This window comes from Prosthecobacter sp. GW821-HT29F12, assembly GCF_058803405.1.
In genome coordinates, this window is sequence record NZ_CM179517.1 from 6,060,586 (window position 1) to 6,081,321 (window position 20,736).

At 59.7% G+C, this 20,736-nt stretch carries 17 protein-coding genes; 11 read left to right on the top strand and 6 right to left on the bottom strand.

Annotated features, from left to right (window positions below; genetic code table 11):
• Nucleotides 1-32: 32 nt before the first annotated feature.
• Entirely contained in the window at nt 33-386 is a 354-nt protein-coding gene (gene yajC / locus AC3RLQ_RS25085) for a preprotein translocase subunit YajC (RefSeq protein WP_422317507.1), read from the bottom strand.
• A complete protein-coding gene (tgt, locus tag AC3RLQ_RS25090; RefSeq protein ID WP_493031388.1) occupies nt 383-1,525 on the bottom strand; it encodes a tRNA guanosine(34) transglycosylase Tgt in 1,143 nt (380 codons plus the stop codon). The genes yajC and tgt overlap by 4 nt, the downstream gene beginning before the upstream one ends.
• Nucleotides 1,526-1,934: 409 nt before the next feature.
• Here tgt and ychF point away from each other — a divergent pair, with 409 nt between their 5' ends.
• On the top strand, nt 1,935-3,050 hold the full coding sequence (gene ychF / locus AC3RLQ_RS25095; protein ID WP_487681578.1) for a redox-regulated ATPase YchF: 1,116 nt from the start codon (nt 1,935-1,937) through the stop codon (nt 3,048-3,050).
• Nucleotides 3,051-3,113: 63 nt separating this feature from the next.
• Here ychF and AC3RLQ_RS25100 read toward each other — a convergent pair whose 3' ends face one another.
• Nucleotides 3,114-3,641 carry a hypothetical protein gene (locus tag AC3RLQ_RS25100; RefSeq protein WP_493031390.1) on the bottom strand — a complete coding sequence of 176 codons (528 nt, stop codon included), beginning with the start codon at nt 3,639-3,641 and terminating at the stop codon, nt 3,114-3,116.
• A gap of 180 nt (nt 3,642-3,821) precedes the next feature.
• Here AC3RLQ_RS25100 and AC3RLQ_RS25105 point away from each other — a divergent pair, with 180 nt between their 5' ends.
• The 6 genes from AC3RLQ_RS25105 to AC3RLQ_RS25130 all read left to right on the top strand — a co-directional run bounded on the left by AC3RLQ_RS25105 (nt 3,822) and on the right by AC3RLQ_RS25130 (nt 13,578).
• Nucleotides 3,822-5,201 carry a DUF1501 domain-containing protein gene (locus AC3RLQ_RS25105; protein WP_397381966.1) on the top strand — a complete coding sequence of 460 codons (1,380 nt, stop codon included), beginning with the start codon at nt 3,822-3,824 and terminating at the stop codon, nt 5,199-5,201.
• Nucleotides 5,202-5,243: 42 nt separating this feature from the next.
• Nucleotides 5,244-7,436, top strand: coding sequence for a DUF1549 domain-containing protein (locus AC3RLQ_RS25110; protein WP_493031392.1), 2,193 nt, complete (start codon nt 5,244-5,246; stop codon nt 7,434-7,436).
• Nucleotides 7,437-7,449: 13 nt separating this feature from the next.
• A complete protein-coding gene (locus AC3RLQ_RS25115) occupies nt 7,450-11,058 on the top strand; it encodes a c-type cytochrome domain-containing protein (protein ID WP_493031393.1) in 3,609 nt (1,202 codons plus the stop codon).
• Nucleotides 11,059-11,080: 22 nt separating this feature from the next.
• On the top strand, nt 11,081-11,791 hold the full coding sequence (locus AC3RLQ_RS25120; protein ID WP_493031394.1) for a hypothetical protein: 711 nt from the start codon (nt 11,081-11,083) through the stop codon (nt 11,789-11,791).
• A gap of 74 nt (nt 11,792-11,865) precedes the next feature.
• Nucleotides 11,866-13,239, top strand: a complete 1,374-nt coding sequence (locus AC3RLQ_RS25125; protein WP_493031395.1) for a Gfo/Idh/MocA family protein — start codon at nt 11,866-11,868, stop codon at nt 13,237-13,239.
• 102 nt (nt 13,240-13,341) lie between these two features.
• Nucleotides 13,342-13,578, top strand: a complete 237-nt coding sequence (locus AC3RLQ_RS25130; RefSeq protein ID WP_294398876.1) for a hypothetical protein — start codon at nt 13,342-13,344, stop codon at nt 13,576-13,578.
• 7 nt (nt 13,579-13,585) lie between these two features.
• Here AC3RLQ_RS25130 and AC3RLQ_RS25135 read toward each other — a convergent pair whose 3' ends face one another.
• On the bottom strand, nt 13,586-14,836 hold the full coding sequence (locus AC3RLQ_RS25135) for a glycoside hydrolase family 99 protein (protein WP_493031400.1): 1,251 nt from the start codon (nt 14,834-14,836) through the stop codon (nt 13,586-13,588).
• Nucleotides 14,837-14,873: 37 nt separating this feature from the next.
• Between AC3RLQ_RS25135 and AC3RLQ_RS25140 the strand changes: the two genes are divergently transcribed.
• Nucleotides 14,874-15,935, top strand: a complete 1,062-nt coding sequence (locus AC3RLQ_RS25140; RefSeq protein ID WP_493031402.1) for a serine hydrolase domain-containing protein — start codon at nt 14,874-14,876, stop codon at nt 15,933-15,935.
• Between the two features lie 3 nt (nt 15,936-15,938).
• Here AC3RLQ_RS25140 and AC3RLQ_RS25145 read toward each other — a convergent pair whose 3' ends face one another.
• Complete coding sequence (locus tag AC3RLQ_RS25145; protein WP_493031403.1) at nt 15,939-17,357, bottom strand: glycoside hydrolase family 140 protein; 1,419 nt, start codon at nt 17,355-17,357, stop codon at nt 15,939-15,941.
• A gap of 84 nt (nt 17,358-17,441) precedes the next feature.
• Between AC3RLQ_RS25145 and AC3RLQ_RS25150 the strand changes: the two genes are divergently transcribed.
• The 3 genes from AC3RLQ_RS25150 to AC3RLQ_RS25160 all read left to right on the top strand — a co-directional run bounded on the left by AC3RLQ_RS25150 (nt 17,442) and on the right by AC3RLQ_RS25160 (nt 19,812).
• The gene (locus AC3RLQ_RS25150; RefSeq protein ID WP_294398867.1) at nt 17,442-17,882 is read left to right on the top strand and encodes a RidA family protein; all 441 of its coding nucleotides are present in this window, start codon (nt 17,442-17,444) and stop codon (nt 17,880-17,882) included.
• Nucleotides 17,883-17,947: 65 nt separating this feature from the next.
• On the top strand, nt 17,948-19,306 hold the full coding sequence (miaB, locus tag AC3RLQ_RS25155; protein ID WP_493031404.1) for a tRNA (N6-isopentenyl adenosine(37)-C2)-methylthiotransferase MiaB: 1,359 nt from the start codon (nt 17,948-17,950) through the stop codon (nt 19,304-19,306).
• A complete protein-coding gene (locus AC3RLQ_RS25160) occupies nt 19,303-19,812 on the top strand; it encodes a GNAT family N-acetyltransferase (protein ID WP_493031405.1) in 510 nt (169 codons plus the stop codon). The genes miaB and AC3RLQ_RS25160 overlap by 4 nt, the downstream gene beginning before the upstream one ends.
• Here the strand turns inward: AC3RLQ_RS25160 and AC3RLQ_RS25165 are convergent.
• Entirely contained in the window at nt 19,809-20,735 is a 927-nt protein-coding gene (locus AC3RLQ_RS25165; RefSeq protein ID WP_422317473.1) for an FHA domain-containing protein, read from the bottom strand. The two genes, AC3RLQ_RS25160 and AC3RLQ_RS25165, sit on opposite strands and share 4 nt — an antisense overlap.
• Between the last annotated feature and the right edge of the window lies 1 nt (nt 20,736).

The window sequence follows — 20,736 nt, forward strand, 5'->3', positions numbered from 1 at the left end:
GGCAGGTGGGTTGGGAAAATCAAAAGGGCCGCTTACGCTTCGGTCGCTTCAACGACGTCGGACTTTTTCGTCACGGCGGCGATCTTGACGCGCTCGAATTCGACTTTGACGTTGTCGGCGATCTTGACCATCACAGTGCGGTCTTTCACGCTGGTGATGATGCCGTGCACGCCGCTTTCCATGATGACGTGGTCGCTCACGCCCACGCTGGCGATCAGCTTCTGGTGCTCTTTCATGCGCTTCTGCTGCGGGCGGAAGATGACGAAATACATCACCACGATCATGAGGATCGGCAGCATCATCGGGCTGCCAAGGAGGCCGCCTTGGGCTCCAGCAGGTGCGGCCTGGGCCAGAAGAAGGGTGTTTTCGAGAGGGATGGAGATCATGATTCGGGAACTGCGGTGGTGGACTTATATTTCGCGACGACCTCAGCCCGGAACTCGGCGAAACAACCCTGATCGATCGCTTGACGTGCCCTGGACGTGAGGGACGCGTAGAAATGCAGGTTATGCAGAGAAATCAACCGCAAACCCAGAATCTCCTGTGCCTGCACCAAATGGCGGATGTACGCCCTTGAAAAGCCCTGGCAGAGCGGATGGGTGTCTTCGGAAATGGGGCGGAAATCCTTCGCATAGCAGGCATTTCGCAGGTTCATCAGGCCCTCATGGGTGAAGGCGGCGCCATTTCGCGCCAGCCGCGTAGGCAGCACACAGTCAAACATGTCGATCCCGCGTGCGATCAGCTCGATCACCTGCGGCGGCGTGCCCAGCCCCATGGCATAGCGGGCTTGGTTCGCAGGCAGATGCGGCGTCACCCACTCGGCGATGCGCATCATGTCCTCTTCCGGCTCGCCCACGCTCAGTCCGCCGATGGCGTAACCGTCAAACCCCATGGCCACCAGCTCACGGGCGGATTTTTCACGCAGCTCCTTATAGACACTGCCCTGCACGATGCCGAAGTGCTGCTGCGCCCCGCCGCCAGTCTGCGGCCGGTGTTCGTCAATCCAGGTCCGGCAGCGCTTGGCCCAGCGCAGGGTCAGATCAAGACTCTTCTCAGCCTCCTTGGCCTCGCATGGGTAGGGCGTGCATTCATCAAACAGCATCGCCACGTCTGAGCCCAGCGTCGCCTGAATCTCCATCGAGGTCTCCGGGCCGATGAACATCGCCGTGCCGTCGAGGTGGTTTTGGAAGTGGCAGCCCTCCTCTTTGATTTTCCGCAGCTTCGCCAGCGAGAACACTTGGAATCCGCCGCTGTCCGTCAAAATCGGCCGGTCCCAGTTCGCGAACTTATGCAGCCCGCCCGCCGCCTGCATGATCTCCATGCCGGGGCGTACAAAGAGGTGGTAGGTGTTGCCGAGGATGATCTGCGAGTTCAGCGCCTTCAGCTCTTCCGGGTGCATGGCCTTCACCGTGCCCTGAGTCCCCACGGGCATGAACACCGGCGTCTCCACCACGCCATGGGGCGTCGTCAGCCTCCCGCGGCGGGCGTGGGATGAAGGATCGGTGGCAAGAAGCTCAAAAGACATGGTGGAACCGCAAAAAGGGCGCTGACACTCGTCGATGTGGCGGAAAGAGCAAGCATGGTGCGTTGTTCGCCAAAAACTTCAGGAGAATCCCCATCAGTATTGGCGCACAAACTTAGATTTTACCGAAATTTCGTTTTTGGCTCTTCCGCATGGACCCGGCAGACGGCCCCGCCGTGGAGCAGACGATGCGTGAGGCGATGCGCATCGGCACGCGTTCCAGCCAGGGGCAGGCTGCACAACTTTCCTCCAGCCAGCAGCAACGCAGGAGCCATCATAAACTTCAGCACCGGTAACCTGCGGATTCAAAATACCTCCAGCGTCGCAGGCGCGTCCTCGCCCTGATTAGTTCTGCAGGGTTTGCAGCGCGAGCTTGCGCTCCTACCCGCATACCGCTAATCTCGCCGCCCTTATGCTCAGAGCCGGTATTGTAGGCCTTCCTAACGTTGGCAAATCCACCCTTTTTAACGCTGTCACCCGCACCCGCAAGGCGGAGGCAGCCAACTATCCATTCTGCACCATCGAGCCGAACACCGGCGTCGTCACCGTGCCGGATGAGCGCCTCGCCGTGCTCTCGAAGATCTCCGGGTCCTCGAAACTGGTGCCTGCCGCCATCGAGTTCGTGGACATTGCCGGTCTCGTCAAAGGCGCGAGCCAGGGCGAAGGCTTGGGCAACAAATTCCTCAGTCACATCCGCGAAGTGGACGCCATCGTCCATGTGGTCCGCTGCTTTGAAAATGGCGACATCACCCACGTCAGCGGCACGATTGACCCCGTGCGTGACATCGAAGTCATCAACACCGAGCTCATTCTCGCCGACATGGACGCCATCCAGCGCCGCAAGGACAAGGCTGAAAAGAATGCGAAAAGAGGCGAAAAAGACGCGAAGGCCGAACTCGCCATCTGCGAAAGGCTGATCCCGCATTTCGACGCCGGAAAGCCCGCCGTGACGCTCGAAATGACCGAGGAGGAGCGCAAGCTGGTGAAATCCTTCTTCCTGCTCAGCTCCAAGCCCTGCATCTTCGCCTGCAACGTCGCCGAGAACGATCTCGCGACCGCTTCAAACGATCCTGACAACCATCCCTTCGTTGGCAAGGTGCGTGAATACGTAAAGCATGCCCACGAGGCCAGCGCCGTCGTCGTCAGCGCTGCCATCGAAAGCGAGTTGATCGACCTTAGCGACGAAGAAGCCAAAGCCTACCTCTCCGACATCGGCGTGACGGACAGCGGCGTCTCCCGCCTGATCAAGGGCGTCTATGACCTCCTTGGCCTGCAGACCTACCTGACCACCGGTGAAAAGGAAACCCGCGCCTGGACCATCGTCAAAGGCATGAAGGCTCCCCAGGCCGCTGGCGTCATCCATGGCGACTTCGAACGCGGCTTCATCGCCGGCGAGATCGTCCATTTCAATGACCTCGTCGAACTCGGCTCCAATGCGAAGGCAAAGGAAAAGGGCAAGTGGCGCATCGAAGGCAAAGAATACGTCATGCGTGACGGCGACGTCGTCGAATGGCGCTTCAACGTCTGATGTGGAGCGGGCGCTCCAGCCCGCAGCATGAGTTTCATGGCGGGCAGGAGTGCCCGATGTACCTCACTCTCTCCAAGTCCGGCCTTGGCCCGTTTCGAACGCGCGTTGCAGACTGCCGAAGAGCAAATTGAGCTTGGCTTCGTCCTTAAGGACAAACTCGACCGTATGCGCATGCGTGGACGCCGGATAGTTTTTCACTACTTTCGGGGTGACCAGATCGGGCGAGATGCGTCCGGCCGCCTGCTCAAACAATCCCTTCGCCTTTTCCAAGGCTTGAGTGCCGACACCCACCGTGTTGCTGCCAGACTCCGGCTTGTAAGGCTCAAGATAGTAAAAACGCACGATCATGGCGGAGTTGAGCGTCAGGTTCACTTCCACAACACGGGCCACGCCATCGGAGATGTACTCATGCTTGGAAAGCGCGATGATGGCGTTGCAGCGCACGATGTAGTTGCCTCCGTTGAATTTCCCCTGCCACAGACCGTCCTGCGTCACAGCATCCTGTGGTGTGGTCTGGCTGCTGGGCGCGGCGGTTTGCGCTTGAAGAGAAACGGTCAAAAACAACGAGAGGCTGATGAGAAGAGCTTTCATGGGAAGGTTAGGAGGTAAGACTAGCACGACAGAGGCGTAAAAGAACAACCCTTTATTTACGAGAATGTTTCTGGCTAAAGAATCCGGGGGCCGGAAAGGCCCATCTTCGAAAGCGGCATCATCCATTCAGTTTCAGCCTCGGACTGCGTATTATTATGGAGTTCAACCCCCACGCGCACCATGTTCAAGTTCTCCGGCCAAGGCTCCATCACCAATTGCGACGGCATTTCGCGTCGTGATTTCCTGCAGGCAGGCGCCCTCGGCGCCATCGGGCTGACGATGCCCGGCTTCGCCAAACTAAAGGCGGAGGGCAAAGTGGACTCCAAAAAGAGCAACAAGGCCTGCATCATGATCTTCAATCTCGGTGCCCCGAGCCAGCAGGATCTCTGGGATATGAAGCCCGATGCGCCGAGCGAGATTCGCGGCCCCTTCAAACCCATCCGCACCAAGAGCAATGCTTTCGAAATTTCCGAGATCCTGCCACTGCACGCGAAGATCGCGGACAAATTCAGCCTCGTCCGCTCCTGCTACCACACCGCAGCCGCAGTGCATGACACCGGGCACCAGATGATGCAGACGGGCCGCCTTTTCACCGGCGGAGTGAACACACCGCACGTCGGCAGCGCCCTGGAATTTCTCCAAGGGCGCCGCAGCGATCTGCCGGCGCATGTGATTTTGCCCGAGTCGATGGGCCCCACCGGTGGCAACATGCCCCACGGTCAGGACGCCGGATTCCTCGGCAAAGCCTACGATCCCTTCGTTCTGAACGCTGACCCTGCTGTCAAAGATTTCAAAGTGCCCGATCTCCTGCCTCCCAAGGAAATCGGCGAGGTTCGCCTCGAACGCCGCCGCGAATTGCGTGAACTGGTGGACAGCAGCGTGCGCAATTTTGAATACAGCGAGCAGGCCAAGCTCATGGATTCCAATTTCGAGTCCGCCTACCGCATCATGACCAGCACGCAGGCCCGCGAGGCCTTCGACCTTACCAAGGAGCCGCTCAAAGTCCGCGAGCGTTACGGCATGAACCGCTTCGGCCAGAGCTGCCTGCTCGCCCGCCGCCTCGTTGAGCGGGGCGTTCGTTTCGTCACCGTAAACACCTTCATCACCGTCTTCGGCGAGATCACCTGGGACATCCACGGCTCCAAGCCCTTCACCAGCATCGAAGGCATGCGCGACATCGTCGCCCCCATGTATGACCAGGGCTACAGCGCCCTCATCGAGGACCTTTTCCAGCGCGGCATGCTTGACGACACCATGGTCACCTGCCTCGCCGAATTCGGCCGCACGCCCAAGATCAATCCCGCCGGTGGCCGCGACCACTGGCCGAACTGCTGGACCGTCAACTTCGCCGGCGGCGGCATCAAAGGCGGCGAAGTCATCGGCAAATCCGACGACATCGGCGGCTACCCCACCGAACGCCCCGTCGCACCGAAAGAAATCGTCGCGACCATCTACCAGGCCCTCGGCATCGATCTCACCACCGAGCTTCCCGGACCACAGGGCAGGCCCTATCCTGTCGTCGATTTCGGCACGCAGGCCATCAAAGAGCTGTTTGCGTAGAACGAGCATACGCCTCCCGCCAACCCTCATCGTGTGTCATCCATGACGTTTCGTTCCTTCATCGCCTTCGCGGCTCTCACTTCGGCGGCTGCCGCCGAAGCCCCGTCCTTCCGCAACACCATCCAGCCCATCCTCACGCGCTACGGCTGCGCCATGGGCGCGTGTCATGGAGCCGCCGCAGGGCAGGGGGGCTTTCGTCTTTCCTTGCGCGGGTTCGATGACGAGGGGGACTGGATCTCCGTCACGCGCAGTGCGAATGGCCGCCGCCTCACCATGGAAGATCCGGCACGCAGTCTGTTTTTGCTCAAGGCCGTCAAAGCAGTGCCGCACAAGGGTGACAAGCGCTTCGAGGTGAACTCCCCGGAATACAAGGCCATCACTGACTGGATCGCCGCAGGTGCGCCGGGACCCAAGGCCAGTGATCCCCTCATCGTCGCGCTCGATGTGGAGCCGAAACAGCTGGTGACGAGGCCCGGCATCACGCTGCCGCTCAAAGTCACCGCGAAATTCAGCGACGGCCACAGCGAGGACGTGACGCGCTGGGCCAAATACAACGGCGTCAACGCCAGCGTCGCCACCGTGGACGAGCATGGCGTCGTCAAAACCACCGGTCGGGGTGAAACAGTCATCAGCGCCTGGTATCTCAGCCGCCTCGCCGTTTCCACGCTGGTGGTGCCGAGCGATGCTGCAGTTGATCAGGCGGCATTCGCCCAGATGAAGCCACGCAATTTCATCGACGAACAGGTGCTGACAAAACTGCGCGCCCTGAACATCCCGCCCTCCGGCCGCGCGGAAGACCACGAATTCCTGCGCCGCGCCTTTCTCGATACCATCGGCATTCTGCCCACGCTGGAGGAAGCCCGCGCCTTCCTCGCGGACAAAGCCGCCGACAAACGCGACCGCCTGATCGAAGCGCTGCTGCAGCGGCCTGAGTTCGTGGATTACTGGTCGCACCGCTGGAGCGATCTGTTGCTCGTCAATGGCGACAAGCTCATGCCGCAGGCCATGTGGTCCTACTACAACTGGATCCGTCGCAACGTCGCCGCGAACACACCGTGGGACGTCATGGTGCGCGATCTTCTCACCGCCACCGGCAGCACGCTGGAAAATGGCGCGGGCAATTTCTTCATCCTGAATGACGAGCCCACCAAGTGCGCCGAAACCATCAGTGTTGCCTTCCTCGGTACCTCCATCGCCTGCGCCAAGTGCCACAACCACCCCATGGAAAAGTGGACGAACAATGAGTACTTCGCCTTTGCCAACATGCTCTCCCGCGTGCGCACAAAGAACGGTGCGCAGGCCGATGAACGCGTGCTCTTCTCCGCCGCCGATGGCGAACTCGTGCAGCCACTCACCGGCAAGCCGCAGGCACCGCACCCGCTGGATGTCACGACGGCTGTCTCCATGACTTCCACCGAAGACCGCCGCGTACCCCTCGCAAAATGGCTCACCAGCGCCAATAATAAGCTCTTCCAGCGCGCCATCGTGAACCGCGTGTGGGCTAACTTCTTCGGCTCCGGCCTCGTCGAAGCCGTCGATGACCTGCGTGTGACAAATCCCGCCAGCAATGAGCCGCTCTTCGCCGCCGCCTGCGAGCATCTGGTGAAGCAGAAATTCGACCTGAAGGCCCTCATGCGCACCATCCTGCAAAGCGAGACCTACCAGCGCAGCAGCATCACCCAGCCGGAAAACATCACCGATCTTCGCTACGGCTCGCACTACGTGCCGCGCCGCCTGAAAGCCGAAGTCCTGCTCGACACTGTTTCCCAGGTCACCGCTGCACCCACCACCTTCAAGATCGACAAACGCAACGCCAACAAAGGCACCAGCGAAAGCTACCCCATGGGCTTCCGCGCCCTGCAACTGCCAGACAGCAACATCGCCAGCTACTTCCTCAAGAGCTTCGGTCGTGCCGACCGCGTGGCCACATGCGAATGCGAACGCACCAATGAACCCAGCATGGCCCAGGCCCTGCACATCTCCAACGGCGACACCCTCAACCAAAAACTCGCCCAAAAAAACAACCGCCTCGATGCGCTGCTCTCCAGCAAGCTCAGCAATGAGAAGATCGTCGAAGAAGCCTACCTCATCGCCCTCGCCCGTCTCCCCACCGAACGCGAAATCACCAAGACCAGCGCGATGCTCGCCACCGCCAAACCCGAAGACCGTCGCACTACCCTGGAAGACATCTTCTGGAGCCTGATGGGATCGAAGGAGTTTTTGTTCAATCACTAACCACGAGCCTTGCATGCGCCTGTTCCGTTCCATCTTTCTCCTCGCGGTTTTCTCCAACACCGCCCACGCCCAGACCGTGGACTACACCAAGCAGATCGTTCCACTCTGGGACACCTACTGCATCGACTGCCATGACGATACGGACGCAGATGGCGAGTTCCGCCTGGACACTTTTGCAAACTTGATGAAGGGCGGCAAAGAGGGCGCGGCCATCGTTGCGGGCAAAGCCAATGACAGCATGCTGGTGAAGTTTCTCGAAGGTCATTCAGGCCGTGGCGGGAAAAACGAATTCATGCCACCCGGCAAGCGCGAAAAACTCAAACCCGAGGAGATTGCGTTGATTAAGACCTGGATCGACACCGGTGCCAAGGGGCCGGTCCTCGCCGAGACGAAGCCGACGCCGCGGGAGGTCATCACCCAGAAAATCATGCCAACGGTGCCCCTGAAGCATGCGATCCAGGCCGTGGCTTTTTCGCCAAAAGTCCAGCTCGTCGCAGTGGGCCGTTACGGCGAGGTTGCGCTGCTCAATCCTGTCACTCGGGCCATGGTGCGCAAGCTCACGGGCTTCAAGGGCAAGGCCAATGCCATCGCGTTTTCACCGGATGGCGCCACGATGTATGCCGCCGGCGGCGAGGCAGGGATCGTGGGCATCGTGAAGAGCTGGAAGACCAGCGATGGCACGCCCCTGCAGTCATTCGAAGGTCATCTCGATGCCGCCTATGCCCTCGCTGTGTCGCCCGATGGTAAGATGATCGCTACAGGGGCCTACGATCAAAAAATCCGCCTATGGGATGCTGCGACGGGCAAGGAGCTCGCCCTGCTCAAAGGCCACAACGGCGCGGTGAATGGCCTCTCATTCCGTCCGGATGGCAAGGTGCTCGCAAGCGCCAGCGCCGACCGCACCGTGAAGCTCTGGAGCATCCCGGGTGGCCAGCGTCTCGACACACTCTCACAACCCACCAAAGAGCAAACCAGCGTCGTCTTCAGCGCCGATGGCAAGCACCTCTTCGCCGCAGGCGGTGACAATCGCATCCGCCAATGGCTGATCAGCGCCGATGCCAAAGAGGGCACCAACAAGATCATCACCAGTCGCTTCGCCCATGAAGGTGGCATCCTAAATCTCGCGGTGTCCATCGATGGACAATTGCTCGCCTCCACCTCCACCGACAAGTCGCTCAAGATTTGGAACACCGCCGATCTCACGGAAAAGATCCCGCTGGAAAAGCAGCCTGACTGGTCCTCCGCACTCGCCTTCACCGACAAAGCACAACTCGTGGCCGGTCGCGTGGATGGCAGCCTCAGCGTCTACGAATCCACCACCGGCAAGACGGTGATGGCCCCTGCACCTGCGAAGCCAGCCATGGTCGCCAAGACCGAACTCATTCGCGTCACCCCACGCGCCGCACACATCGGTGGCGAGCTGTTGGTGACCTTTGCTGGCAAAGGCTTCACTCAAGACACGCAAGTCATGGCTTCGCATCCCGGACTGCAAGTGCAGCTCATCAAAACCTCGGTCAAACCCACCACGGCCCGCGTCAAAATCACCGCCGGTGCCGAAGTGCCGCGCGGCACATACGAAGTCTGGCTCAAGAGCGCCGGTGGCGAATCAGCACGGATGAAAATCTATGCCGATGATCTTGCCCCCGCCATCACACAGGCGGCTGATTTCAAAACGGCCCCGCTCAGCGTCCCTTCGTTGCCCGCCAGCCTCTGGGGCACCCTCACCGAGATCGGCCAGCATGACGCCTATCGTTTCAAAGCCAAAGCCGGCGAGGAACTCGTCTTTGATCTCGCCGTCGCACAGGTAGGCAGCATGGCGAAATCACCGGCCATCGAGATCATGGACACGAATCGCACCGTGCTCGCCGTGAATCGCGGTCTCGACAGCGGCAGCGATCCCTTCCTCGCATGGAAAGCGCCTGCGGATGGTGACTACATCGTGCTCGTGAGCAACACCACCATGGATGGCAGCGCTGATCACGCCTACCGCCTCACCCTCGGCGCACTGCCCTACGTCACCGCCTGGTCACCCCTCTTCGCGCAAATCGGCAAGGACACAAAAGTCACCCTCATCGGTCATCACCTCGGCGACAAAGCCACCGTGATGATGAAGCCCGACAAGGAAGGCCAGATGAGCGTGCCGCTCGATGCCAAGGCCTTGCGTTTCCGCTCCATGCCCGCGCTGCGCGTAAGCGCGCTTGCTCAAATCGAAGAAGTGGAAAGCAATGACGACATTGCCAAGGCACAAAACGTCACCGCGCCTGTCACGGTGAATGCAATCCTGGCAAAAGCGAACGACACCGATTGCTTCGCCTTCGACGCCAAAAAAGGCCAGACGTGGATCATCGAAACACTCGCAGACCTTGCCGGTTCACCCGCTGACACAAAACTGGAAGTCCTGCATGCCGACGGCAAACCTGTGCAGCGCATCCTGCTCCAAGCCGTGCGCGACAGCTATAATAACTTCCGCAGTGTCGATGCCAACAACCCCGACATACGCCTGCAAAATTGGGAGGAAATGGAGCTGAACGAGTTCGCCTACTTCAATGGCGACGTGATGAAAATCATCCGCATGCCGCGTGGCCCGGACGGCGGCTGTTTCTTTTACACCACGGGTGGCAAACGCCGCGCCTACTTTGACACCACGGCAAATTCGCACTCGCTCGACGAGCCATGCTACATCGTCGAGCCCAAGCCCATCGGCAGCCAGATCGTGCCAAACGGCCTGCCTGTCTTCACTCTCAACTACACCAACGACGACAGCGGCGACCGCAAGCTCGGCAGTGACTCCCGCCTCACCTTCACCGCACCAGCGGATGGTCGTTACATCATCAAAGTCTCTGACACCCGCGCCTGGGGTGGTGAGCGCTACGTCTATGCTCTTTCCATTCGCCAACCGATGCCCGATTTCAGCGTGAAACTCGCCGGCATGAATCCCACCGTCATGCCCGGTGCCTCCGTCGGCTTCTCTTTCCGCGCAGATCGCACTGATGGCCACGATGATCCCATCCAGATCGAAGTCACCGGCTTGCCCGCTGGTTATTATGCCTCCTCACCGCTCCTCATTGAAGCCGGGCACGATCTGATCAGCGGCAGCCTCCACGCCGCGCCAGATGCCGCTGCAAACGCCGATTGGAGCAAACTCAAGATCACCGCGAAATCCAAAGCCTTCACGCATGACGCTGGCACTTTGGGCAAAGTCACACTCGGTGCCGCACCGAAGTTCATCATCGTCATGGAGCCTGATGCCGGTGGCAAGCCGGTCATGCGCGAGATCAAAGACGAAACCAAGCCCCTCGAAATCACCCTCGCCCCCGGCCAAACCGTGAAGGCATGGATTCGCGCCGTGCGCATGGGCAACGACGGCATCCTCAGCCTCGATGTGCATGGCCTGCCTCATGGCGTCATCGTCGATGACATCGGCCTTAATGGCGTCCAGATCCGCGAGAAAGAAAATGAGCGCCCCATCTTCTTCCGCGCCGCCAACTGGGTCAAAGACCAGGACAAACTCATCCACGCCGCCCTGAGCTCCGCTAGAAACGAACACGACAGCGCCGGATTGCAGACGAGCTTTCCGATCTTGATGAAGATCCGGAAGCCCGTGGGTGTTGCGGGGAGGTGAAGCGTAAGCTTACTGTGCCGCGATGATCAAATTGATTGGCTTCGTTTTTCCGATTTTCTGTTTGGGTGCGTGCAGCGTTAACAAGCTGCCCTCTTCCTCGCACGAGGACCAAAACTCGCCGAATAGTCCTGCCCGCATTGCAGCCTATAAAGCCGAGTATGCATCCAAGCATGCGATGAACCGGTGCGATAAAAGTGAGCTTCCAGCCGTCCAGCGCCATCCGTTCGAGGTGAACCATGTCAAACCTCTTGCTTTGTCACGGCAGTTAAAGCTCAGCTTGAAGTTGGGAAGAAGAATAGACCAGCCTGGCACCTACACGTATCGAACCACTTCAAACTTCATCTTGGCGTCCTCGATTGGGAAGGAACTTGCCCGAGCTGAAAGCATGACGTTCAAGACACAGTACGGAGGAAATGGCGACCGGGTCAAAGTGCTGTTCACACCTGTTGAAAACTGTGTTCTTGTTGAAGAGGAAATAGGAGGGGCCGGTAGCATGATCCGACATGTTGTTTTTATTCCAGCAACGCCACAAGAAACAAGCGCGGCGTCCACTTCATGGCGGGCATTTCATCTGGACCTGCCTGAACGGGATTTTGGAGTGGGAGAAGGTGAAGACATAGGCACTGTGCACGGAATTTCGGGCGGCAAAATTTTCGTGGAAATGGATGGCATTTTTTACGCATTCCCGTTGGACAAGTTTATCACAACTTCACTTGGCGTTTCAACCGGCTAGAGACTCATGGTTGCAGGGGCGGAATAATATTTCCACGCTACAAACCACCGTGCATCCGCGTTCCCATCCCCCTCATGAACCGCCGCCATTTTCTCAAGCAATCCCTCGCCTCCACCGCCTACATATCCGCGCCCGCCATCCTGAGTGCACGCTCCCCAAACTCCATGTTCCAGGTCGCCTCGATCGGAGTCGGCGGGATGGGAGCCGTGACGATGATGAGCGTGCTGCAGCACTCCAAAGTGCGGCTGGTGGGCATGTGTGATGTGGACGCGAAGACACTCGAACTCGCCCGCGGCGGCAACGCGACCCGGCGGAAAGAACTGCAAGACCCCGATGCCGCCAAACGCCTCGAAGGCGCGGCACCCTTTCGTGATTATCGCGAGATGATCGCCAAGCTGGGCGACAGCATCGACGCGGTGACGATCGGCACGCCGGACCACATGCATGCGGCCATGGCAGTGACGGCGCTGCGCGCAAAAAAGCACGTCTATCTGCAGAAGCCGCTCACCCATCACATCCATGAGGCGCGGATTCTCGGCGCCGAGGCCGCAAAGGCTGGAGTCACCACCCAGATGGGTACTCAGGGCCATTCCAGCGTCGAAACCTCGCTCGCCGTCGATCTCATCAAAAGCGGTGCCATCGGCAAGGTGAAAGAAATCATCTGCTGGGAGAATAAAAAAGCCAACTGGTGGCCCAAAGTCACCGAACGCAAAGCACTGGCCGATCCGGTGCCGACGAATCTCGATTGGAATCTGTGGCTCGGCGTGGCCAATGAAGTGCCATTTCTTGACGGTGCCTATCATCCCTCCATGTGGCGCTCTTGGGTCGATTTCGGCGTCGGCATGATGGGGGATATGGGCTGCCATTATTTCGATGTCGTCTTTGCCTGTCTCGGCCTTGCGGCTCCCACCCGCGTGCGCTGCCTCGATGCAGGCAGCACGGGAGATCTCTATGCGCAAAAGCGACATCTGGAACTCGAGTTCCCTGGCACACCGCTCACGGCGGGCGACAAGATCAAGATGACCTGGACCGACGGCGGCTATCCGTATGACCCCCGCGTCATCAAGCCCGGCGTGCTCACCAAAGACACCCCCAGCGGCATCTTCTTCATTGGAGAAAACGGCAGCATCTTCAAGCCGCACAGCCAGCGCCCCTGGCTGGTACCAGAAGAAAAATTCACCGGCTTCGCCTACCCGGAAAATCGCTTTGCCAACCATTACACCGATTGGGTGGATGCCTGCATCAAGGGCGAAAAAGCCGCCGCCGACCTGCCCACCTACGGCTGCCCCGTGACGGAGGCCGTGCTCCTCGGCGTCCTCGCCGAGCGTAATCCCGGCGGCTGGATCGAGTGGGACGCTGCCGCCGGCCAGGTGACAAACCAGCCCGCCCTCAATGCCCAGCTCACGCGCAAATACCGCGATGGCTGGAGCGTCACCGGATTGGGCTGAGGGTGCCCGACCATCCGCAAAGCAAGCACAAAAAAGAGTGTAAGTTGTTTATCAGCGGCGTTGCACTCGGCCAATGTCGTCGTAGCATCGTAATGACACTTAATGAGCGCGCATGAGCACAAACCAGACTCACGTCTGAAGCAGGCCGAGAAGATCGCCACCCATCCGGAGCAGTACAAAGTCTGCGAAGGCTGTGGCTCCATCGTGGTCACGCGCGCCATCACCTGCCCGAGCTGCCATGCCTATCTCTTTGACGCCACCTCCGTGCGCGTGATTGCACAGGCCAAGGAGCTGGCGCTGCGTGCGGCGAATTCGGTGCTGGCCTCGGACTTGTCGTAAATCCGGCTTAGCGCTTGGGCAGCGTTTCCGTTGTCTCACCACGCAGCAGTTTGCCCAGCATTCCCGTGAGCCACAGGTAGTGATCGTTCGCCAGCTGAGGCTCCGCGAGGAAGCGGCTTTCACCCACCGGCGGATGATTGTCGGTTTTGAAAATGGCCGTTCCTTCATCCAGTTCGTCAAACATGGCCACGTAGAGCATCTGCGCCCCGGCCCTCTTGGCCGCAGTCGCCTGTGACCAAAGGAACTGACCGCCAAGACGTGGGATCGCATCAAACTTCGCCTCCTGATTGCGTGACTTCGAAAGGTTGGTCCAGCTAAAGCCCGGGAAGAGGACCGGCAGGTAATCGACCTTGTGCTCAGCACACCACGCGATGTCCGGCTTCAGAATTTTCTCCCCACGCTTGGCGGCGTCCTGCGGCGTGCCAAGCCGCCCGACTGCCCAGGGGCTGACAATGTCCGCACGGGCGATGAGTGCATGCAGCTGGGGGTCTTTAATGCAGTCATGATCCAGCGTGCGCCAGTAGTAGGGCACGCCCAGCATGATGGCACAGCCGCCGAATTCGGGATCATCACGCAGGAAGGTGATCAGGCGCGACCACTCTTCGAGCATCGGCGCACGGTCGTTGAAGCCCAAGCCCCACAGTGCCACGAGGGGCTTGCCATGGTGTTTGAAATAGCTGGAGCCCTTGGAGTCCAGACGCTTCTCGGTGATGAGGCGCTTCCAGTCGTCGATCACCAGTTGAATGCCATCCTCCTTGATGCCGCTGAGGTCATACATCAGTGTCAGACCGCGCCCGTTGGCCTGTGCCGCAGACTGACAGTGCGCGAGCACCTGATCCATCGGTTCACGAAAGCGTTTATCCCGTGTGGTGGCGGCAAAGCGCTGCACAAAGGCGCCGTCGATGCCGTAGTCGCGCATCCATTTGAAATGAAGCTGCACGACGGCCGGATGGACGGAGCTGAAGACTTCAGCGGTGCGGCCATCGGCATGCTTGAACGGCGTCGTCACACGGGCCTCCTTCGGCAGTTCACTCACATCCGGCCACAGCTCGATGTGCGAGTGCCCCGGCTCGAAGGTTTTGCCTGCGGCGTAATGGTGCCAGCCATTGTTGTTGCCATCGCCCTCACACCGGAACCAGCCCTGATAACCGCAAACGACTTTGCCCGTGAGCGTGCTCGTATCCACAGTCTGGGCATGGGCATTGAGGGCGAGGAGGGCGGGCAGAATGAGAAACCGGAGCATGAGGGATGTTTTCATTGACGTCAGCTGGGCGTCAAGGTGTGATGTGGTCCGCATGAAACGACGCGTCTTTGTGAGTTCTCTGGCCGCATGGCCGATAGCCGCCGCTGCTGCGGCACCCACGTCCGAGGAGGCAAAGATCCGCGCCATCGCCGAAGCATTTCTGCGCGCGCATGGCATCCAGGGCATGAGCATCGCCTATGGCAGAGATGGAAAAATCGACTTCGAAGCAGGTTATGGCTTTGCCGATGCGGATGCTGAAGAAGCCGTCACCCCGCAGCACCGCTTCCGCATCGCCAGCGTTTCCAAACCGATCACGGCCACCGCAGTGATGAAGTGCATCGAAAAAGGTCTTATCCAGCCCGACAGCAAGGTCTTCGGCCCCCAGGGCATCCTGAGTGGAGATTACAGCGGGGATGTGGCGGCAGTCACCGTGGATCACCTGCTCACCCACACCAGCGGCGGCTGGGCGAACGACAAGGATGACCCCATGTTTAAAAATCTGCGGATGGACCATGCGGAGCTCATCGCTTGGACGCTGGCCAATCAGAAACAGACCCACAAGCCCGGAGAACACTTCGCCTATTCAAACTTCGGCTACTGCGTCCTGGGCCGAGTGCTGGAAAAGGTGTTGAAGCTGCCGTATGACAAGCTCATCACACAGGAGGTGCTGTCAAAATGCGGCATCACCAGCATGCACATCGCCAACAATACTTTGGCGGAACGGCAGTCGCAGGAGGTGATGTATATCACTGCCAAAGAGGGTGCAGCCTACAGCATGAATGTCACCCGCATGGATTCGCACGGCGGCTGGATTGCCACCGCCAGCGATCTGGTCCGCTTCGCCTCACAACTCCCGACGTTTCTCAAAGAGGATTCAATTCGTGCGATGACCACGCATGGTATCAGCGAAGGCTACGCGCGCGGTTGGAACGTGAACAAGGTGCCCAACTGGTGGCACACCGGTTCGCTGCCAGGCACCACCACGATCATGGTTCACACCGCCAAGGGCTTCTGCTGGGCCGGTTTGCTCAATGGGCGCAGCGAAGGCTTGGGCCTCTCCTTGGACAAACTGATGTGGCAGATGGGCAGCCTCGTACCTGACTGGAAACTTTGATCGTCATGTCTGTTTCCGCGTCAGCAGCAGCACCCAGTCCTTTTCCCACACACCGGGCTCCTCCGCTTTCTTCTTCTCGGCCTTCCCGCCTGTCTTCGTGATGTCGAGGCCAAGGGCGGGTATCACATGGAAGTTCGGTCCCGCTCCCGCACTGATGCTCAGCACTCCCAATTGATCGCCGGTGGCGGGGTCAATGGCTCGTGCTTCCGGCACATCTCCCATCTGCTTCAGCCCGGCAAAGAAGACGTCATTCACGTTCTTGGGAACATACACGACGGCGAAGCTGCCATCCTCTGCCACCGCCGCCATCGGCTTCTTGTCAGCGGTGTTGGCTCCACCGTTCAGTTGGATGAGCGAGTCATCCCTGCGCAGCTTCGTCCAGTCCAGTCCCTCCATGAATTTCTTCATCACCCCCATCTGCGCCGCCCCGGGCAGATCCAGCGCCTGCTGCCACGGCGTACGCGCATCCGTCTGGGCTTTGCGCTTCGCCAGATCATGAAACTGCCAGATGCTGTGCGTGCCATAGACATGCCCGCAGGCACCGCTCAGCACGCTCCACCACGCGGCGCGGCGTACGTCGTAGTCGTCGAACCACTCGGTTGGCTTCTTATCCTTCATCAAACCGCGCACGGGATGGTCCTCGTAGCAGGGTTCCCCATCGAGGGTGGGCTTGAGCGCGGGCAGGGCCAGGTTTTTCGCGTTCATGTCGTAGTTGGCGGCTGCCCTTTTGCCGTGGCCGCTTTGAAACATGTGGAAGTCCAGCCAAGGCTCATCAGGCCAGTAGTCGGACGAGTTCGCGCCTCCCTTGGGGTGGAAAGTGATGAGGTGCCTGCCGCCATCGCCCTTCTTCAATCCGGCGGCCATGGCACGAATGATGGCGCGCTGTGCGTCATTATCCACGGAACGGTCACCCCCGAGCACCCAGATGATGGGCTTGTCCTTGTAGCGTTTGGCCAGCCACTCGCAGTAGATGGCCGCATTTTCAGGCGTGAAGATCTCCGGTCCTTTGCCCCACTTCTGGTTCCATTTGTCGCCCCAGGTCGGCAGCATGGCGGTGTAGAGGCCGAGAGCCGCAGCCTGGTCCACGACCCAGTCAACATGCTGGAAATAGGCCTCCCGTGGCTTGGTCGGGTCGTTGTTTTCCAGCGGCATCTCGCCGTAGGCGTTGGGTTGATCAAACTCGTACTCGGCCAAAGCCACGGCCAGGATGGTATTGAAGCCTTTGGCGGCCCGGTTCTTGAGATACAGCTCCGTTTCCTCCCGCGTCAGCCGGTGAAACAACTCCCAGGCCGTGTCACCGAGCAGGAAGAACGGTTTGTCGTCGGCAGTAGCGAGGTGGCGGTGATCTGCGGCCACTTTGAGATCCGGCAGCGCGGCGCTGGCGGCAAATGCGAGGGTGGAAAGGAGAATGGCTAGACGCATGAACAAATGATGCCAGATGAATGCAGTGCTTTGCCAGTTTTCGTTTTCCCAGTTCGTATTTTGCGTTCACTTCTCACCTCCATCATGACACCCCAGCAAAAAGCAGAATCCCTCGGTCTCGTTTTCACCAAGCAGCCCCCCGCCTACCTGAACCTCTGCATCCGCAGCGGCAATCAGCTCCTCACCTCCGGCCATGTGAGCGATCTCAAGGGCAAGCTCGGTGCCGGTGTCTCGACCGAAGACGGCTACAAGGCCGCCAAGAACTGCGCCGAAAAGGTGCTGCGCTCCGTGTGGGACACCCACGGCACGCTGGACGGCCTCAAAGTCCTCAAGGTGCTCGGCTGCGTAAACTCCACCCTGGAATACACCGACCAGCACCTCGTCATCAACGGCTGCTCCGACCTGCTGCATGAGATTTTCGGCAAGGAAGGCGACGGCTACCACGCCCGCAGCGCCCTGGGCTTCGCCCAGCTCCCAACCGGCGCGGCCGTGGAGGTCGAGGCGATCTTTGAGATCAAGGCCTGACCCGGCAGGGCCAAAGCGCCTTGAGGTTGTCTTTTGGCCGGGGTTGGGTATTCTCCCAACCCCCAATGCCACGCGTCCACATCAAAACCTACGGCTGCCAGATGAACGAACGCGACACCGAACAGGTGTCGCAGATGTTCGTCGAGCGCGGCTACACCATGACCGCGCGTGACGAGGACGCGGACGTGGTGCTCATCAACACCTGCTCCGTGCGCGATCAGGCGGAGCAGAAAGCGCTGGGAAAGATGGGCATGGTGCGGCGGCGGCGCACCCCCCTCGTCACCGGTTTCATGGGCTGCATGGCGCAGAGCCGCGGCAGCGAGCTGGTGAACAAGGCAAACGTGGATCTCGTCGTCGGCACGCAGAAGTACCATCGCGTGGTGGACTATGTGGACGAGATCATCCGCGCCAAAGAAGCGAAGCAGATGGACGACGAGCGTTTCTCCATCGTCGACGTGGAGGAGGAAGCCGCCTCTCAGAACACCATCCGTGATCACACGCTGAAGGAAAAGCAGGCCAGCGCCTTCGTCAGCATCATGCAGGGCTGCAACATGAAGTGCACCTTCTGCATCGTGCCCTACACCCGCGGTGGCGAACGTGGCCGGCCCATCGCAGACATCGTTGAAGAAGTGAAACGCCTCGCGGATCGTGGCGTGAAAGAAGTCACCCTCCTCGGCCAGATCGTGAACCTCTACGGCAGGCATGAATTTCCTGCGGTGGACGGCAAAAGCCCCTTCGTGCAGCTTTTGGAAGCGGTGCATGAGGTCCCTGGCATCAAACGCATCCGTTTCACCAGCCCGCATCCGATTGGCTACAAAAAGGATCTCATCGAAGCTTTCACCTACCTGCCAAAACTCGCCGAGCACGTGCATCTGCCCGTGCAAAGCGGCAGCGATGCCATCCTGAAGCGCATGCACCGCCCTTACACCGCGGCCAAGTTCACCGAACTCGTCCAGCGCATCCGCGAGGCGCGCTCAGACATCGCAGTGACGACGGATGTGATCGTGGGCTTCCCCGGCGAAACCGAAGAGAACTATCTCGAAACGCGGCAGATGTTTGAAACCATCGGCTTCGACAACGCCTTCGTGTTTCGTTATTCCAAACGCCGTGGCACACCCGCAGCGGAGATGGAAGAAGCCATTCAGGTGCCTGAACGCGTCAAAGAAGAGCGCAATCAGGATCTGCTCTCGCTGGTGAACCGCATCGCGTTGCCGATGTATGACAAGCTCGTGGGCAAAGAGGTCGAAATCCTCTGCGAAGGCCCCAGCAAGACGAACGATCAGCGCCTCACCGGCCGCACGGGCTCAAACCGCATCGTGGTTTTCGACGGCAATCCCGAGCGTCACACAGGCGAAATTTTCAAGGTGCGCGTCGCTGAAGCCGGACACTTCACCTTGTTTGGCGATCCCGTGCTGCATGCATGAGCGCAGAGCTGCAGATCGAGCTGCGCCCGCTCACTCGTGAGCATGCGCCCGCGTTTTGCCAGTTGGTCATAGCCCTGGCCGAGTTCGAAAAGCTCCCACCGCCCGACGAGACTGCTCAGGCACGCCTTGTCGAAGATGCTCTGGGTGCCAGACCGCGCATCGAAGTCTGGCTCGCGTTTGTAAACGAGGACACCGCTCCCTGCGGCTACATGATTCTCGTGGAGACCTATTCAAGCTTTCTCGCACTGCCGACCCTCTATCTCGAAGACCTCTTTGTCCTCCCCGAGCGCCGCAAAGCTGGCGTGGGCGGCACCTTGCTCAAAAAGGTGGTGAGCCTCGCGCATGAGCGCGGCTGCGGCCGCGTGGAATGGACGGCGCTGGACTGGAATGTGAACGCCCAGCAAGTCTATGAGCAGCGCATCGGTGCCAAACGCATGAGCGAGTGGCTGCTCTACCGCATGACGCGCGCAGACATGCAGCGCCTCATCGACCGCGAGGCGTCCTAGAACGACATCGTCGGCACGTCGATCAGCGAATAGACCTCGACAGGATCAGGCTGCCCCTTCACCGGATGAATGCCGGCGTTTTGGTAGAGTTGCAGACCTTCCGGCCAGCCATTCAGGAACGGCGCACCAGCGAGCACAGGCACTTGCAGTTTGCGGGTCAGGCTCTCGATACGGAAAGTCACATTCACCGCTTCACCCACGGCGGTGTTCACACCACGCCCCATGGCACCCAGAGCCACATCACCAATGTTCAGGCCGATGTGGCAATGAACTTCGAGGTTCATGTTCTCCTTCAGCCACTTGCGCTTGGGAGATTCACTGGAATCAGGGCTGCTGAGAATCTTGGCGGCCTCGGTGGCCTTGATGCGGGAACTGATGTCATCTCCCGGCCAATAAGCAAAAACACCGTCGCCGATGAACTTGTCGATGATGGCATCGCGGGTTTTCAGAACTTTTTCGCACTGCGCATACCACTCACGCAGCATGGCAGCCACTTCCTCAGCGCTGAGCTGGGAGGAAATGGTGGTGAAGTTGCGCAAATCGCCGACGAGCAGGGTGGCCCTTACCGTCTTGACCGGCAGCGCGATGGTATGCAGCGACTGCGTGCTGACGTTGCCAGACTCGCTCGGCGGCCGTTCTTCGTCCTGGCTGTCAAAAATAAAGGTGCTGGTGCCAAACTGCACCCGATCACCATGCCGCAGCGCCCGCGCCGTGGTCACAGCCACGTCGTTGACAAAACTGCCGTTCGCACTGCCAAGATCGGAAACCCAGAACAGCTGTCCGTCCCGTCGGATCGTGGCGTGCTGGCGCGAGACACCACCGTCCACCAGCCTGATGCTGGCATCAGGGCTGCGCCCGACCAGATTGAAGTCCTCGAGAGTGATCTCGAGTTCTTTCTCCAGTGATTTGAGTGTGGCGCCCATG

Excerpts from the sequence above, each read along its gene's own strand:
- AC3RLQ_RS25110 (WP_493031392.1), top strand. The coding sequence starts at position 5,244 with ATGACGTTTCGTTCCTTCATCGCCTTCGCGGCTCTCACTTCGGCGGCT.
- AC3RLQ_RS25135 (WP_493031400.1), bottom strand. The coding sequence starts at position 14,836 with ATGAAAACATCCCTCATGCTCCGGTTTCTCATTCTGCCCGCCCTCCTC.
- AC3RLQ_RS25140 (WP_493031402.1), top strand. The coding sequence starts at position 14,874 with ATGAAACGACGCGTCTTTGTGAGTTCTCTGGCCGCATGGCCGATAGCC.
- AC3RLQ_RS25165 (WP_422317473.1), bottom strand. The coding sequence starts at position 20,735 with ATGGGCGCCACACTCAAATCACTGGAGAAAGAACTCGAGATCACTCTC.
- miaB (WP_493031404.1), top strand. The coding sequence starts at position 17,948 with ATGCCACGCGTCCACATCAAAACCTACGGCTGCCAGATGAACGAACGC.
- AC3RLQ_RS25100 (WP_493031390.1), bottom strand. The coding sequence starts at position 3,641 with ATGAAAGCTCTTCTCATCAGCCTCTCGTTGTTTTTGACCGTTTCTCTT.
- tgt (WP_493031388.1), bottom strand. The coding sequence starts at position 1,525 with ATGTCTTTTGAGCTTCTTGCCACCGATCCTTCATCCCACGCCCGCCGC.
- AC3RLQ_RS25160 (WP_493031405.1), top strand. The coding sequence starts at position 19,303 with ATGAGCGCAGAGCTGCAGATCGAGCTGCGCCCGCTCACTCGTGAGCAT.
- AC3RLQ_RS25150 (WP_294398867.1), top strand. The coding sequence starts at position 17,442 with ATGACACCCCAGCAAAAAGCAGAATCCCTCGGTCTCGTTTTCACCAAG.
- AC3RLQ_RS25120 (WP_493031394.1), top strand. The coding sequence starts at position 11,081 with ATGATCAAATTGATTGGCTTCGTTTTTCCGATTTTCTGTTTGGGTGCG.
- AC3RLQ_RS25130 (WP_294398876.1), top strand. The coding sequence starts at position 13,342 with ATGAGCGCGCATGAGCACAAACCAGACTCACGTCTGAAGCAGGCCGAG.
- AC3RLQ_RS25145 (WP_493031403.1), bottom strand. The coding sequence starts at position 17,357 with ATGCGTCTAGCCATTCTCCTTTCCACCCTCGCATTTGCCGCCAGCGCC.
- yajC (WP_422317507.1), bottom strand. The coding sequence starts at position 386 with ATGATCTCCATCCCTCTCGAAAACACCCTTCTTCTGGCCCAGGCCGCA.
- AC3RLQ_RS25105 (WP_397381966.1), top strand. The coding sequence starts at position 3,822 with ATGTTCAAGTTCTCCGGCCAAGGCTCCATCACCAATTGCGACGGCATT.
- AC3RLQ_RS25115 (WP_493031393.1), top strand. The coding sequence starts at position 7,450 with ATGCGCCTGTTCCGTTCCATCTTTCTCCTCGCGGTTTTCTCCAACACC.
- AC3RLQ_RS25125 (WP_493031395.1), top strand. The coding sequence starts at position 11,866 with ATGAACCGCCGCCATTTTCTCAAGCAATCCCTCGCCTCCACCGCCTAC.
- ychF (WP_487681578.1), top strand. The coding sequence starts at position 1,935 with ATGCTCAGAGCCGGTATTGTAGGCCTTCCTAACGTTGGCAAATCCACC.